Source organism: Paenibacillus sp. J2TS4, from assembly GCF_018403245.1.
GTDB lineage: Bacteria > Bacillota > Bacilli > Paenibacillales > NBRC-103111 > Paenibacillus_L.
Window position 1 is genome coordinate 1 of the sequence record NZ_BOSH01000004.1, and the last position, 13300, is coordinate 13300.

Sequence of the window (13300 nt, forward strand, 5' to 3'; positions counted from 1 at the left end):
TGAAACCGGGTAAGGCAATAGGAGTAGATGGAGTAACAAAAGAGATGTACGAAAGTGATCTCGAAGCGAACGTAAAGAATCTCGTGGAGCGACTGAAAAAGAGAAGCTATCGACCCCTGCCAGCACGAAGGACGTATATCCCCAAGGATGAGAAAAGCAAGAGACCGCTCGGCATTCCCGCATACGAGGATAAATTGGTGCAAATGGCATTGAAACAACTACTCGAAGCGATATACGAGCAGGACCTTCTGGATCATTCCTATGGATTTCGTCCGAAACGAAGTATGCATGACGCGTTAAAGCGAGTCACCTACATCATGGAACGCAAAAAGATGGAATATGTCGTTGATGCGGACATCTCCGGATTCTTTAATCATGTTGACCACGACTGGTTGATGAAGTTTCTAAACAAACGGATCGGAGACCCAAACATTCATCGACTCGTGAAAAGAATGCTCATTGCGGGCATTCAAGAAGATGGAAAGTTCGAGCCGACAGAAGAAGGCACCCCCCAAGGGTCTGCGGTGTCGCCGCTTCTAGCCAATATCTATTTACATTACGTACTAGACCTCTGGTTTGAAGTAGCGGTAAAGAAACAGCTAAGGGGTCAGGCGGAAATGGTGCGATTCGCAGATGACTTTGTGTGCATGTTTCAATACAAAGACGATGCCGAGCGATTCTACTATGCGTTACTCAAGCGCTTGGTTAAATTCAATCTCACCGTAGCAGAAGAGAAGACCAAGATTATTCGATTCGGTCGTTTCGCCGAGAGTGCAAGGAGGAAAGCGGGCCTGGGAAAGCCAGAAACGTTCGACTTTCTGGGGTTTACCCATTACTGTGGGAAAAGTCGGACGGGCTCATACCGGATCAAGCGCAAGACGAGCAGGAAGAAATTCCGGCAGAAGGTGAAGGCTTTTGACGAATGGATGAAGCAGGAGAGGCATAAGAAGTTGGCCTTAACCATTCCAAAAGTTCGAGCGAAACTCATGGGTCACTACAGATACTACGGGATAACGGACAACTTTATGAGCATAAAGGCGTTCGCTTATCTCGCACAGAAGTCGATGTATAAATGGCTAAACCGCAGAAGCCAACGGCAGAGCTACACCAAAGAGGAATTCTATGACCGCGTCGTGCACTGGAAGCTACCCAAACCGCGTATCTACGTTAACATCTACAACTGAAAAAAAAACCATCGATTGTAAATGATCAATGTGAGGAGCCGTATGCGTTAATTGCGCACGTACGGATCTATGAGGGGTAAGGGGCACAATCCTCGAAGGAAAGGCCCCGCCTACTCGACCAGGTCTCCGGGATGATTCTAGCTGCAATCAGCTAATCTCATGCAAAAATGCAGTTGAATTTAGCGATTTGACCGATTTTCGGATTTTGGGGATGAAAGACATGCAATTTTGCGCGTCATTTGCGAAAAACAGTGGATTCTCGCAATGGACATGCATTCCTGCATGTCCATTTGCTTTTTCAGCCGAGCGCCTTGATCGTGGGGCAGATACGCGATAAGACGAGTCTAGCCCCGTTTATCCCATGTCTACACGTGAGAAGCTTTCTTCCAGATGGCCAAAACGTAGCGTTGCATGACGTTTGTCAACCGCGTGTGCCCTGCTAAAGCATATTAGCGTTCTATTATTCTCGTATATTAATATAGCTTGTAAGGACGATTGTACCTTATTCCTACAAGCTGTCCCAACAACCTAGCCGATGGAAATCGCCACAAGTTTAGATTTTCTTTGAACATGAAGCAGGCGGAATAGCAAGCAGAATGCTCCCAGGGCAAGTCCGGCAATTAACCCTATCCAATAGCCGTAGGCTCCCAAAGAGGTATAATTGGCCAGCACATAGCCTACCGGCAAGCCTATGCCCCAGAAGGAGATCAAAGCTACAATAAACGTAACGTTAACGTCTTTGTATCCTCGCAGCGCCCCTTGGATCGGTGCCGCTATCGCATCCGACAGCTGGAAGAAGATAGCGTAGTATAAAAATTGCTTGGTCAGCTCAATGACGACGGAATCGTTCGAGTAAAGACCGGCTACCTGCCCATTGAAAATGAACAGAGCGATCGCGCATAAGGTGGACATCATCAAAGCCATGCCAATGCCAATATAACTGTACTGCTTGGCGTCCGTTGGCCTTCTCGCGCCAATCTCATAGCCTACCATTATAGTCAAACCCATAGAAATGCTCATGGGAATCATATAGAGAAAAGAAGCGAAATTAATTGCCGCCTGATGGGCAGCTATCGTAATAGTATTAAAGTTGCTCATCAACAGAGTCACCGCGGCAAAGATTCCCGTCTCCAGCATAATGGCGAGTCCGATCGGGACCCCGATCTTCAGCAGCTCGAACCATTCAGACCAGGCTACGGCAGGAAATCGTCTCATCACTTGAAATCCGGAAAAAGGCTCGTTCCGATAGACTACAATGGCAGCAATAACACATATACACCAGTAGGTAATCGAGGTGGCCACTCCTGCGCCGATCCCGCCCATAGCGGGAAAACCGAATTTTCCGAAGATGAGGACGTAGTTGAAAAAGACGTTGATCGGCAGTGACAGCAGAGTGATAATCATGGTCACCCGGGTATGTCCGAGCGCATCAATGAAACAGCGAAGCACGGTGTACATGAACAGCGGAAATACACCGAATGCGAGAGCAAAGAGGTAATTTAGCGCCACATGGCGGACGGACTCCTCCAGATCCATCAAATTCAGGATGGGGTTAAGCGCCAGCCCTCCCAAGACGATCAGAAGAACCGAAATAGCCGCGGACAAGTATAACCCTTGCATGACTGTTAACGGCACACGGTCTCTCTTGCCTGCCCCGACCAGTTGGGCCACTGTAGGGGTGACTGCCATAAGAATCCCGGTAAGTCCGGTAAACACCGGCATCCACAGGCTGGAGCCAATGGCGACTCCGGCCAAATCCTCCGGGCTGACATTGCCCGACATGACCGTATCAAAGAAACTCATGGCATACATGGCTACTTGTGTCACCAAAATGGGAAACAGGATGATAAACAAGGCGCCCATCTTTTGCCTTACAGTAAAGGTTTGTTTCATTCTTCTCTCTTCTCTCTCTACCCTATTATTATTTTGACAGAATATTGAATAGTATAACAGACCATCCATAATCGGGCTAGAGAAGTGCTCTTTGTAATGAGAGAAGTGTATAGCACAGTGGTATGGACTGCGGATGGGGCAAAAAACACTCCTGTCCTCCGTAATCTGTATCGAACCTCCGTACTGCAGACTGAATAACAAGTAAGTAGAGTGTTGAATAGTGGAAAGTAAGCTGGATGAAGGAGGGGGAATGGATATGACTAGGGAAGAGTTCATCCTTCGCATCGCTCCGATTGCTGTACAGCTGAAGACCGAGGGCTCTCCAATTTTTCCATCCGTCCGGATTGCTCAAGCCATACTAGAAACGAGGGAGGCTTAATCGATACGCCGGAGAACGGAAGCTATGACTTCTATAGATTGTTAACAATATTATGGAGAAAAGGGATTATATAGTGCGTGCAGAGGAAATTCCTCTATATGGAACTTTATGAATTTTAATTTCCAGCCAGCTGCCTTTGCCGTTTACAATTGCTTTCGCATTGAAGGCCGCTTCAAAAAACTTCTTTTTATCCTCAAACTGATGGATGGCCATCCCCGGCCTTAATTCATATTCAAAGACATAATAATGATCGTCGATTTTCTCGCTGAAGCGGATAAGGGCGGGGAATAATTTGACGGTTCGACTGCCTCGCTCCATTTTTACAAATAAACCGGTTCGTTCAAAAGTGGCCTTCATTTTTCGAACGTTCCGGTTTTTGTTGGAAAAATACCAGATATAGAAAATAGCGGCCATAATAGCGCACAGTGCAAAAAGCTTCCCACGGTTAGCTTCCAGGAAGATGGATATCGATTCTACGGACGAGCCGAAAGGATTAAAAAACAACGCTTCCACCTCCGGCCAGCAGAGGATCTTCGCGGACCAAGAGAGGAACTTCTCCAGCGAACAGATAGTCCTGCCCGCGATGGACGACGGATCTGTCGTGAACCTGCCGAATCCTGAAGGGTATCATAGCCAAAAACTCCTTTCCAGCAGACTATATTACAAGGATATGTTGTCCTAGTAAAAATAGTCCACTGGAAAACAATTAACCGGCTATTCCCAAGGGAAAGAAGTGCCGAACATGGCAGCCCATTCCTTGCTTTCGACACGGCGTTTGCTGCGCGCCTCCGCACGGGCCGGGGCCGAGTCGTGCAGCAGCTTTTCCTGGGGAGTTTCGGGAAAGGCCTTGGGGACCTCGGTCGGCAACCCATCTTCCCCTAGCGCTACATAAGTCAGGAAGGAAGTGGCGCATACTTTTCTTTGTCCGGTGTGGAGGTCTTCGGCAATGACCTTGACAAAAACCTCCATGGAGGTTCGTCCGGCCCAGGTAACGAAGGCTTCCAGCGAGACCTCGTTATCGACGCGGATGGGATGGAGGAAATCTATCGAATCCGTCGATGCGGTAACGACCGGCCTTCTGGAGTGGCGCATGGCAGCCCGTGCCGCAACGTCGTCGATGTAGGCCATCAGCTTGCCTCCGAATAATGTATGATGATTGTTCGTATCGGGCGGCAATACATAGCTGGAAAGGACCGTCCGGGATTGCTTGACTGGTTTTGAATTCACGATGATCATTCTCCTCGAAGCCCTGATACGGGTAAGGTTATTTAATCAAACAGACTGATCGATTACAGAAATAGGTTTACCATGATTGACGGATTGGATTCCATCTATATAAGGGATCGGCTTATTACTCTAATGAATGTAACATAATCGGTTTGGCTGAGCCAAGCCCTTTGGGAATCCCTTTTCTAAGATCAATAAAATCGACTATAATGAAGCGGATGCATATGACTTAATTAGTTCAATAGAAGGGAGAAGAAATGAATGATTCCATACGGCGCTGCAACCTGGAAAGAAATTCACTTTACGGGCTTTACGCCAAACGTCGAGGAGAGGCTTCCCTGGATCGATATATATTTGAAGCTGCATTTCGAGGAGGGAACTGAGCTTCCCGAAGGATTAACAGACCCGAGCGGGCTTGCGATTTGCAATGCTGACCGAAAAATTGTCCAGTTGATCGTATTGGATGAAGGCTGCGACAGTGAGTTTCAATTTACTCCCGGAGAGAAGGAGCAAATCGTACGCTACCTGCTAGATTCCGGACTCGCGACCGGATATATAGAGGAGCGCGCGGAATAAAGGCCGGTGTTTAACGGTGTAAGAATGAGGGTATAATGTTTTCGAGATAGGCTGCTATGCAAAACTAGGTTCCAGAAGACCTTTTTGCCCAAGATTAAGGGGTGCATCCTTTGAAAACACTGATTATTATCCCTGCCTATAATGAGGAAAAAAATATTGTTCCCGTCCTTACCTCCGTTAAACAGAGTCATCCAACTAAAGATATTGTTGTCATTAATGACGGCTCCAAAGATCAAACGGGGGATTTAGCGCGTCAAACCGGACTGGCTCATGTTATAGATTTGCCGGTAAACATCGGGATCGGCGGAGCGGTTCAGACCGGCTATTTGTTCGCCTGCCGCAACGGTTACGATGTAGCCGTTCAAATCGATGCGGACGGTCAGCACGATCCGGCCGACGTTAATAAAATTATTGACGTCATCGAATCGGGCGAAGCCGATTGCTGCGTCGGCTCCCGGTTTTTGCAAAAAACCGCTTATCGCTCAACCTGGGCGAGGCGGGCCGGGATTCAATTTTTTGCCTGGTTAATCCGTGGCTTGACCGGCAAAACGATAACCGATCCGACCTCCGGGTTTCGTGCGGTAAATCGGCGGGTCATTGAGCTGTTTTCGGAATATTATCCCGATGATTACCCGGAAGTGGAGGCGGTCGTTCTGCTTGAAACTAAAGGGTTTCGGGTTAAGGAGACCTCCGTCCTGATGCACAGCCGCACTTCCGGAAAATCTTCCATTACCCCCGTCAAATCATTGTATTACATGCTTAAAGTGTCGCTTGCCGTTCTGATGACCCGAATAAGGAATGTGAGCGGGCGGCTATGAACATTTATTTATTATCGATTATATTCAGTCTGTTTTTTCTCGTGGTGACGCTGGAGCTCATCCGACGGCAAAAAGTAGCGGAAAGATATTCCCTGCTATGGCTCATTCTGGCGCTGGTTATGTTGGTGTCCAGTATTTTTCCGGGCTGGCTTAATGCGGTATCCCGTCTGGTAAATGTCTATTACGCTCCATCGCTTCTTTTTTTGGTCGGGTTTATTTTTTCCCTTCTGCTGATTATGCATCTGACCATCGTTATCACGCGTCTGCAAAGGCAAGTGACCCGAATGATCCAGGAAGTGGCCCTGCTTAAGGCACAGAAGGGACGAGAGGAGGCTCCCGATGACGGCTCTGCTCATCGTCCTGGCTAATGTTCTGCTGTTGGTCACCGGACAACTTTTGTGGAAAATAACGCTTAACCGACATCCGATTAAAACCTGGGACAATGTCCTTACGATACTCCTTCAGCCTTCCATGATTTTGGGCTGTATTTTGTTTGCGGCTGCTACACTGATATGGTTTTACGCTTTAAGCCGCTACAATTTAAGTCGAATCTACCCTCTGCAATCGATGGCTTACGTATTGGGGGCCGTTGGAGGGGTCGTTTTTTTAAGAGAATCGATGTCCGTCTATCAATGGCTCGGTCTGTTCTTTATAGTCGGCGGGGCGTTCCTGCTCTCCAAATCGTAATGCACGGAGGAATGCTTGTGAACATGCATAACACGCAGAACATGCAGCGAATCTACACAGGGGCTATTATCCTAATCATGCTGTTAGCGCTTGGACTCCGGCTTTATTACGTGTGGAGCGAAACCTACGAGCCTTTGGAGTGGGATCAGCTCGAATATACGAAATTGGCGATTCAATGGCTGGAGCAAGGAATCTATGCATACCGGGATACGGTTCCTAATACGCTGGTGACTCCAGGCTGGCCGGCGATGCTATACGTGATGTACGGTTTGTTTGGGTATGATCCGCTGGAGCCGACACTCATGATTATCCGGACGCTCAATTGTTTTATCAATGTGGTAGCGATCTGGTTTATCTACAAGCTGGGCGTTCGGCTTTTCCATCCGGCGGTGGGGCTGTTGGCTGCCTTGTTCGCTGCGGTTTATCCGTCTTATATTTGGTCGACCTCGCTTATTTTGACGGAGGTCCCTTTTTTGACTCTTTTTACGGCTTTTTTATATATGCAGGTTAAAATTATTCAGGAAAATCGTCCTCGAGACCATCTGGTCATGGGACTGTTGTTGGCCGCTTGCGTTCTCATTCGGCCCAACGTATTGCCGTTAGCTATCGTTCCGTACTTGTTTCTGTGGGTTATTCACCGCAGGCTGTTTGTGGCGCAAATTGTGCGAGGAGCCGGAGCCTTTGCACTCCTTATGCTTCCCTGGTGGATCCGCAATGCGGTCACCTTCCATGAGTTTATTCCAATCGCCAAGGGAGAAGCGGGTAATCCTTTTCTAGGCGGAACCGATCCTTATTTCAGAGGAACGATTGATTGGACGCAGGTGGATGAGCAGCATCAATTCCAACAAGGGCTGGAGCGGATTAAACGGGGACTTAAGGAGGAGCCCTGGCTGTGGATCAAATGGTTCACGGTCGGCAAATTTAAAGTGTTCTATCGGACCCTCTGGGTCGGCCCCTATCAAAATTTCGTGCCGGCTGTTTATTTCTCGCTGTTAAGCAAGCTTCATTATGCTATTGTGTATATAGGCTGGACAGCTTTGCCGGTCTTTAGCTTTTTTCATCGGTCCTTTGCTTATTTGACGGTAAGTCTGCTGATTTTTTATGGGGTTCACGCTTTATTCATTCCGGTTGATCGGTACTTGTACGGAATGCTTCCTTTTCTTATGCTGGGTACGGCGCAGGTTGCAGTGATGGGGCTCCGTTGGTTACAGAGTCTCCTTGACCGCTCGGCAGTCAATTCCCGGCGAAATGGTTAGCTGACTGGCGGCCGGAATGGCAAGGCATAACAAACCCCTCGCCGTGAAGGAACATAAGGTCGAGGGGTATTTGGTTTGTCAATTATCGGGAGTTCACTTCTTTAAAGATTTGGTCAGAGCAAAATTCAATGATATCACTTCGGCGGACGATGCCGATAAATTTATCCGTATCGTCTACGACGGGAACGAAGTTCTGGACCTTCACCAAGCTGATCAGGTCCTGCATATTGGAATCAATCCGCACGGATTTGTTCTGCATCCGCAGGGGCACCTCCGAAAGGCTATGCCGATGGGCGTTGTCGAAATTGACTTCCGAATTATTTTTAAAGAACCATAGCAGATCGCCTTCCGTAACACTTCCGACGTAAGTTCCGTCCTCCTTGAGAATCGGGACGGCGGTGTAACGGTGATATTCCATCTTTTCAAGCGTTTGGCGCAAAGTAGTATGCAAGGTTAAATGTATAACTTCATGCTTGGGCAATAAGAAGAACGCAATATTCATAGGCCGGGCTCCTTTATCCATTTCTCTCTCCCCCTTCATTTTATCAAAATCCGGCTGAACAGGATAGGGCGTGGCATTGTTTCAATTAGAAAATAATAACAATGGAGTGAAATATGATGAAATTGATTGAGGTTCGAACGACGGAAGAGCTTGAAAATTGCCTTAAAGTCCGTAAAGAAGTATTCGTGAAAGAACAAAAGGTTCCGGAAGAAATAGAGGTCGATGAGTACGATCGTTTCCCGGAGGCATGCTCCCATTGGCTGGCGCTGGATGAGGAAGATCGACCCGCAGGTACGGGGCGGTGGATTTTTTATGATCGCGAGCCGGATACTGCGAAGCTTCAGCGGTTAGCGGTGCTGTCACGCCATCGGGGCAGCGGATTGGGGGCTCGATTATTGCAGGCGTTGGAAAGTTCAGCCAAGGATGCGGGGGCGAATTACGCCATTCTGGACGGGCAGTGCCATGCTGAAGCCTTTTATATCAAGCAAGGCTATGAAACGATTTCGGAGAAGCCTTTCCTGGATGCGGGAATATGGCATGTGCGGATGAGGAAGCGGCTTTAGAGCCATCCATCGACATGGAAGTCTGTCTGATACAAGGGATGGCAGGACCCGAGGTCGAGCCGACAGACCGGGAAATCGGCGGCGATGGAAGACAGGGAATACATCACGCCTGATAGAGCCGCAGGCCGAGGATAGGATAATGGAGCGCTAATGGGAACAAACTAATGGAATCCCAAGGGAAAGGATGATTCCATGCAGCAATACGATCTGACAGGTCCACAGAATTCCTATGGTACGGCGGGCTCTCAAAAGGCTGTTGACAGCTCATCTATGCTTCAGCAGGTAACTCAGATGCAGCAGCAGCTGGAACAGCTCAGACTGCAGCTGCTGCAAGCGCAGCAAGCCGGTTCCTTGCCGTCTCAGAGCAATACAGGGCAGTATCCTACAGGAATGCCGTCTGAAAGCTATAGGGGGCAACCGTCGATAGGAATGCCGTCCCAAAGTGTTGCGGGACAGTTTACTGCCGGTATACCGTCTCCGAACAATGCATATTCATCGACAGCCAGGGAGGCGTCTCCGTCTAACGGAGCAGGAGCGCGGCCGCCTGATTTTCAGACACAGACGCAAGGAATTCAAGGAGGCGGCGGCAGCCCAAGAGAATCCTTTGTCGCCGTCCGCAAAAACGGAGACGGGGATTTAAGAGAATTTATGACTTCGTCCGGCCGCGTGCTAGCCTATGATCAGGCTCTTGAAGAAGTGCAGATGGGTAAAATCCAAGGAGTGAATGCGTTCAAAGGGCGGGATGGAGGCTTATACATTCGTGGAGATGCCGACGGGGATCCGAGCAACAACCTGGACAATTTACCAGGATTTTGACTAGCTTCCATAGTACAGAAGGGCGCCCCATAGAGGTGAATCTTTTAGGGTGCCCTTCTATTTGGTGTGAAGTTTTAATCCGTAAAGCCCGTCTTGACTATCGAACCGTCTAATCTTTATTCCATAGAGTAAGTGTACAGCTCGTGCTGGCGAATAAAAGTCATTATACCGGTCCGGCCGATGTATTGCTCCATATCATCGCCATAATGCATCAATTGAATTTTGCTTTGTACTTCTTCCGGGAGGGTCAGAAGCTCTTCTAATGTCGTATGTACCCCGGGAGCCCCGTACAGTTTACATTCGTGCAAAATATAGCGGACGCCCTGACTATGTAATTCTTCCAGCCTAGCGCGATTGAAACGGGTGTCGGAGCTATAGTACATTTGCCCGTTGATAAGCAGCGAATAGCTTGACTTATGGGCAATATGCTGTGTAGGCAATATATTTAGACGAAGTCCTGGGGATACTTCCATTTCATGCCCTTCATGCAGCTCGATCACATCGAAGTAGTCGTCCAGCGCCGTCAGCCCGGCTTCGATATTCTCCATCCCGCCCTTTAATGTATTCTCCCATAAAACTTCGCGCAGAGAGGCCGGGATGAACAGCTTTGGCTTCCGACGATGAATGTGAAGCATTTGAAAAGCGAATTCTTCCAGACCTCCGACATGATCCGCGTGTTGATGGGTAACGAATACTCCATCAATCGAGGGGAGCGGGACATCCATCTCACGCAGAGAACGAATGGCTGTGACTCCACAATCGACAAGCAACGTAAAAGATCCTGCCGTCATTAAAGCGTTGTTGTTGGCATATCGGGCGGAGAAGGCCCCGCCGGTGCCAACCATTCTTAATTTCAACTCCATCTTGACATTCCTCCAGGCCAGTGCAGATTGGTATACTCTTCTCTATTAAAAATGAAGCTACCTGTATTTCGTCCTCTATTGTATCCTACATTCGTTTCGGGATACAGACCTGACTGTTAGGAAACGAAGAATGAATGTCTTTTGGTCATTCTGGACCGTAAAGGACTGCTGTAGCACCGCGGCCTTTTCTGGAGCTGGTTCCGGAAAAGGCCTATAATGATTTTTTGATAATTATGGTAAAATAGTAGGATCGAAATCAGAGGTAATGGTTACATAGAAGGGAAAGGTATCATGTCAGTACAATTTCTTGGAAGTCTGTATGAGAAGGATATGTCGGGAGTACGCAGATGATAATGACCATTGCTATTGCAGCTGCAGTTCTCATCGTGATCGTTATCATTTGCATCGGGATCGCCGGGTACGTGGGATGGAACTTAACCCATCCCGAGAAGAAACCGTTGACAGATTCCCCTGCTAATTATGGCTTGTCTTACGAAGAAATCCAGTTTCCAAGCAAAACGGGAGAAGTTCAGTTGAAGGGTTGGTTTCTTCCAACAACGCAAGCAGAGCCGAAAATGACGATCCTGTTCGCCCATGGCTACTCCGTCAACCGTCTGCAGGACAACGTTCCGGCACTTCTGTTGGCCCGTTCACTCAATGAGGCGGGGTATCCAGTGGTGTTGTTCGACTTTCGCAATTCAGGGGAATCGGAAGGAAGCGTCACATCGGTCGGTCAATTGGAAAAAGATGATCTTCTGGGAGCAGTCGACTGGGTAAAGAGCAATCATCCCGGGCGGATAGGCGTTGTCGGCTTTTCGATGGGGGCAAGCGCGGCTATTATGGCGGCGGCGGAGGAAGAAGCGATAGCCGGGGTTGTGGCAGACAGTCCGTTTAATCATTTAACCGAATATTTAAAGGAAAACCTTTCCATTTGGTCCGATCTCCCGCATTTTCCTTTTACTAAGCTAATTCTGTTGTTGCTGCCCCGGATAACGGGCTTGGATCCGGACCAGGTTGATGTAGTTTCTGCAACAGATCGGGTGTACCCGCGACCGATCCTGTTCATTCATAGCACGGATGACGATAAGACTCCGTGTATACATAGCGAGAAGATGTGGGAGAAGCATCCTGATCGGTTTGAGTTATGGAAGCCTGCCGGGGGAGGGCATGTCGGCAGCTATCCATATGATCCCAAGGAGTATACGCGAAGAGTGATTTCATTTTTGGACGCCTTGCAAGGATAAACGCCTGCGGCGTCCTTGATCGTGGAGTTGAGTTATAGATTCTATATGTGGTCAAAAAAGGAACCTGAGGTAAGGGCCTGAAATAGCGGCATTCTGGTTTATAGAAAGACCGTTTGGAAGTTTTTCTCCCCGTAAATCCGCAACTCTTGAAAGGGAGTGGAGTATAAACAAGCAATACTAGCATGATGGAGGGTTTCCAGTACATGAAAACCAAAGCTAAACGAATCGTCATTCTTTCCGCACTTATTTTTACACTCGGATCGGTTACTGTCTTTGGTGAATCCTTATGGGGCAGCTTTGAGGGGTTTAGCAAGGCAAGGGTGTTTATTAATGATTCCGAGGTCAATATTCCGGAAGGAGATGTTCCGGCATTTATCGTTAACGGCCGAACGGTGCTTCCTCTCCGATTGTTGGCCGAATCGCTGCAAGCGACCGTCTCCTGGGACAACACAGAGCAAACGGCCAAAATTTATAAACCGAACATTCATATGTTCGTTTCTTTAGACGTGGATAAGGAATATACGATCAAGAAACCATTTGGCAAAGTAGCCCGCGGAGAAACGAGAAATTTTGTCGTTTCCACCCAAGTGGACACTTTAAAGATGAATGCGACGGGCTTCAAGATTACGGTTGAAGACCCTAAGGGGGAATTGGCTGCCGAGGCTGTGGAAGTGCCGCTTGAGAAGGCCAGTGAAAGCTTCTGGTATACCTGGCCCTTCAAAGTGAGCTTCAATCAGGCGGGCAATTATACGGTGAAATTTTCCCTGCTCGTCGATGGGTCCTACACCGTTGTATCCAAAAAAACAATCGTTTCCGAATAAGCCAAGTCGTTTGACCTTGCTTGGTCAATAGTGTTACGATACAAAGAAGAAATTTACTATACAATGAAATGAGGCGATGTCATGACCGATCATAACCATCAGGACTGCGGCTGCGGACACGACCATAATCACGAACACGATGAAGATATATTTTTAGTGACCGATACCGAGGGCGTAGAGCATGAAATGGTAATGGTATACACATTTGAAGCTGATAATCAGGCGTACGCCGTATTGCTGGATCGTAACGCGCCGGATTCCGACGGTGTTATATTTCGGATCGAGGAAGAGAATGACGATGCCTACCTTGTAAGCATTGAAGACGATGAAGAATGGAACCGGGTAGTGGCCATTTATAATGAATTGGCTGCATCGGAAGCAGAATAAAGCATAAATCTACTACGTAAAAAAGGGCTGCCCGGATTAAACGGTGCAGCCCTTAATGTTGCGGCAGCATCTTTGAAGCTAAGC

General features: G+C 48.2%; 19 protein-coding genes. 13 read left to right on the forward strand and 6 right to left on the reverse strand.

Annotation, left to right across the window (positions count from 1 at the left end; translation table 11 throughout):
- The coding region (gene ltrA / locus KJS69_RS10140) for a group II intron reverse transcriptase/maturase (RefSeq protein WP_213583648.1) at positions 1-1184 on the forward strand (1184 nt) is incomplete at its 5' end.
- A 528-nt stretch (positions 1185-1712) separates the two neighbouring features.
- Here the strand turns inward: ltrA and KJS69_RS10145 are convergent.
- Complete coding sequence (locus KJS69_RS10145) at positions 1713-3077, reverse strand: MATE family efflux transporter (RefSeq protein WP_213583649.1); 1365 nt, start codon at positions 3075-3077, stop codon at positions 1713-1715.
- 250 nt (positions 3078-3327) lie between these two features.
- Here KJS69_RS10145 and KJS69_RS29960 point away from each other — a divergent pair, with 250 nt between their 5' ends.
- Complete coding sequence (locus KJS69_RS29960; RefSeq protein ID WP_283777453.1) at positions 3328-3456, forward strand: hypothetical protein; 129 nt, start codon at positions 3328-3330, stop codon at positions 3454-3456.
- 66 nt (positions 3457-3522) lie between these two features.
- Here the strand turns inward: KJS69_RS29960 and KJS69_RS10150 are convergent, their stop codons facing one another.
- The 3 genes from KJS69_RS10150 to KJS69_RS10160 all read right to left on the reverse strand — a co-directional run bounded on the left by KJS69_RS10150 (position 3523) and on the right by KJS69_RS10160 (position 4692).
- Positions 3523-3960, reverse strand: a complete 438-nt coding sequence (locus KJS69_RS10150) for a hypothetical protein (protein ID WP_213583650.1) — start codon at positions 3958-3960, stop codon at positions 3523-3525.
- Complete coding sequence (locus KJS69_RS10155) at positions 3950-4087, reverse strand: thioredoxin domain-containing protein (RefSeq protein WP_213583651.1); 138 nt, start codon at positions 4085-4087, stop codon at positions 3950-3952. Before KJS69_RS10155 ends, KJS69_RS10150 begins: the two co-directional genes overlap by 11 nt.
- Positions 4088-4170: 83 nt before the next feature.
- Positions 4171-4692, reverse strand: coding sequence for an acyl-CoA thioesterase (locus tag KJS69_RS10160; protein ID WP_213583652.1), 522 nt, complete (start codon positions 4690-4692; stop codon positions 4171-4173).
- A gap of 252 nt (positions 4693-4944) precedes the next feature.
- Here KJS69_RS10160 and KJS69_RS10165 point away from each other — a divergent pair, with 252 nt between their 5' ends.
- From KJS69_RS10165 to KJS69_RS10185, 5 genes are all read left to right on the forward strand, one after another.
- Complete coding sequence (locus KJS69_RS10165) at positions 4945-5259, forward strand: hypothetical protein (protein ID WP_213583653.1); 315 nt, start codon at positions 4945-4947, stop codon at positions 5257-5259.
- A 110-nt stretch (positions 5260-5369) separates the two neighbouring features.
- A complete protein-coding gene (locus KJS69_RS10170) occupies positions 5370-6077 on the forward strand; it encodes a glycosyltransferase family 2 protein (RefSeq protein ID WP_213583654.1) in 708 nt (235 codons plus the stop codon).
- Positions 6074-6445, forward strand: coding sequence for a DUF2304 domain-containing protein (locus KJS69_RS10175; protein ID WP_213583655.1), 372 nt, complete (start codon positions 6074-6076; stop codon positions 6443-6445). The genes KJS69_RS10170 and KJS69_RS10175 overlap by 4 nt, the downstream gene beginning before the upstream one ends.
- Complete coding sequence (locus KJS69_RS10180; protein ID WP_213583656.1) at positions 6417-6764, forward strand: EamA family transporter; 348 nt, start codon at positions 6417-6419, stop codon at positions 6762-6764. The genes KJS69_RS10175 and KJS69_RS10180 overlap by 29 nt, the downstream gene beginning before the upstream one ends.
- A 23-nt stretch (positions 6765-6787) precedes the next feature.
- Complete coding sequence (locus tag KJS69_RS10185) at positions 6788-8020, forward strand: ArnT family glycosyltransferase (RefSeq protein WP_249730482.1); 1233 nt, start codon at positions 6788-6790, stop codon at positions 8018-8020.
- Positions 8021-8102: 82 nt separating this feature from the next.
- On the opposite strand, the gene KJS69_RS10190 is transcribed toward KJS69_RS10185, so the two are convergent.
- Positions 8103-8522 (reverse strand): CBS domain-containing protein, encoded by a 420-nt coding sequence (locus tag KJS69_RS10190; protein WP_213584077.1) that lies wholly within the window; start codon positions 8520-8522, stop codon positions 8103-8105.
- Between the two features lie 113 nt (positions 8523-8635).
- On the opposite strand from KJS69_RS10190, the gene KJS69_RS10195 reads away from it, so the two are divergent.
- The 3 genes from KJS69_RS10195 (at position 8636) to KJS69_RS29660 (ending at position 9901) form a co-directional block, all read left to right on the forward strand.
- Positions 8636-9085 carry a GNAT family N-acetyltransferase gene (locus KJS69_RS10195; RefSeq protein ID WP_213583658.1) on the forward strand — a complete coding sequence of 150 codons (450 nt, stop codon included), beginning with the start codon at positions 8636-8638 and terminating at the stop codon, positions 9083-9085.
- Positions 9055-9198: a hypothetical protein gene (locus tag KJS69_RS10200; RefSeq protein WP_213583659.1), complete on the forward strand. Its 144-nt coding sequence runs from the start codon at positions 9055-9057 to the stop codon at positions 9196-9198. Before KJS69_RS10195 ends, KJS69_RS10200 begins: the two co-directional genes overlap by 31 nt.
- A 457-nt stretch (positions 9199-9655) precedes the next feature.
- Entirely contained in the window at positions 9656-9901 is a 246-nt protein-coding gene (locus KJS69_RS29660) for a DUF3892 domain-containing protein (RefSeq protein ID WP_249730483.1), read from the forward strand.
- Between the two features lie 116 nt (positions 9902-10017).
- On the opposite strand, the gene KJS69_RS10210 is transcribed toward KJS69_RS29660, so the two are convergent.
- Positions 10018-10764 carry an MBL fold metallo-hydrolase gene (locus KJS69_RS10210; protein WP_213583660.1) on the reverse strand — a complete coding sequence of 249 codons (747 nt, stop codon included), beginning with the start codon at positions 10762-10764 and terminating at the stop codon, positions 10018-10020.
- A 347-nt stretch (positions 10765-11111) separates the two neighbouring features.
- On the opposite strand from KJS69_RS10210, the gene KJS69_RS10215 reads away from it, so the two are divergent.
- The 3 genes from KJS69_RS10215 to KJS69_RS10225 all read left to right on the forward strand — a co-directional run bounded on the left by KJS69_RS10215 (position 11112) and on the right by KJS69_RS10225 (position 13216).
- Entirely contained in the window at positions 11112-12008 is an 897-nt protein-coding gene (locus tag KJS69_RS10215; RefSeq protein WP_213583661.1) for an alpha/beta hydrolase, read from the forward strand.
- Positions 12009-12211: 203 nt separating this feature from the next.
- The gene (locus KJS69_RS10220) at positions 12212-12829 is read left to right on the forward strand and encodes a stalk domain-containing protein (RefSeq protein ID WP_213583662.1); all 618 of its coding nucleotides are present in this window, start codon (positions 12212-12214) and stop codon (positions 12827-12829) included.
- Positions 12830-12910: 81 nt separating this feature from the next.
- Positions 12911-13216 (forward strand): DUF1292 domain-containing protein, encoded by a 306-nt coding sequence (locus KJS69_RS10225; protein ID WP_213583663.1) that lies wholly within the window; start codon positions 12911-12913, stop codon positions 13214-13216.
- Positions 13217-13300 lie beyond the last annotated feature (84 nt).

Coding starts and splice junctions, on each gene's coding strand:
- KJS69_RS10180 (WP_213583656.1), top strand. CDS start 6,417: ATGACGGCTCTGCTCATCGTCCTGGCTAATGTTCTGCTGTTGGTCACC.
- KJS69_RS10160 (WP_213583652.1), bottom strand. CDS start 4,692: ATGATCATCGTGAATTCAAAACCAGTCAAGCAATCCCGGACGGTCCTT.
- KJS69_RS10175 (WP_213583655.1), top strand. CDS start 6,074: ATGAACATTTATTTATTATCGATTATATTCAGTCTGTTTTTTCTCGTG.
- KJS69_RS10220 (WP_213583662.1), top strand. CDS start 12,212: ATGAAAACCAAAGCTAAACGAATCGTCATTCTTTCCGCACTTATTTTT.
- KJS69_RS10165 (WP_213583653.1), top strand. CDS start 4,945: ATGATTCCATACGGCGCTGCAACCTGGAAAGAAATTCACTTTACGGGC.
- KJS69_RS10185 (WP_249730482.1), top strand. CDS start 6,788: ATGCATAACACGCAGAACATGCAGCGAATCTACACAGGGGCTATTATC.
- KJS69_RS10190 (WP_213584077.1), bottom strand. CDS start 8,522: ATGAATATTGCGTTCTTCTTATTGCCCAAGCATGAAGTTATACATTTA.
- KJS69_RS10145 (WP_213583649.1), bottom strand. CDS start 3,077: ATGAAACAAACCTTTACTGTAAGGCAAAAGATGGGCGCCTTGTTTATC.
- KJS69_RS10215 (WP_213583661.1), top strand. CDS start 11,112: ATGATAATGACCATTGCTATTGCAGCTGCAGTTCTCATCGTGATCGTT.
- KJS69_RS10225 (WP_213583663.1), top strand. CDS start 12,911: ATGACCGATCATAACCATCAGGACTGCGGCTGCGGACACGACCATAAT.
- KJS69_RS10155 (WP_213583651.1), bottom strand. CDS start 4,087: ATGATACCCTTCAGGATTCGGCAGGTTCACGACAGATCCGTCGTCCAT.
- KJS69_RS29960 (WP_283777453.1), top strand. CDS start 3,328: ATGGATATGACTAGGGAAGAGTTCATCCTTCGCATCGCTCCGATTGCT.
- KJS69_RS10210 (WP_213583660.1), bottom strand. CDS start 10,764: ATGGAGTTGAAATTAAGAATGGTTGGCACCGGCGGGGCCTTCTCCGCC.
- KJS69_RS10200 (WP_213583659.1), top strand. CDS start 9,055: ATGGCATGTGCGGATGAGGAAGCGGCTTTAGAGCCATCCATCGACATG.
- KJS69_RS10195 (WP_213583658.1), top strand. CDS start 8,636: ATGATGAAATTGATTGAGGTTCGAACGACGGAAGAGCTTGAAAATTGC.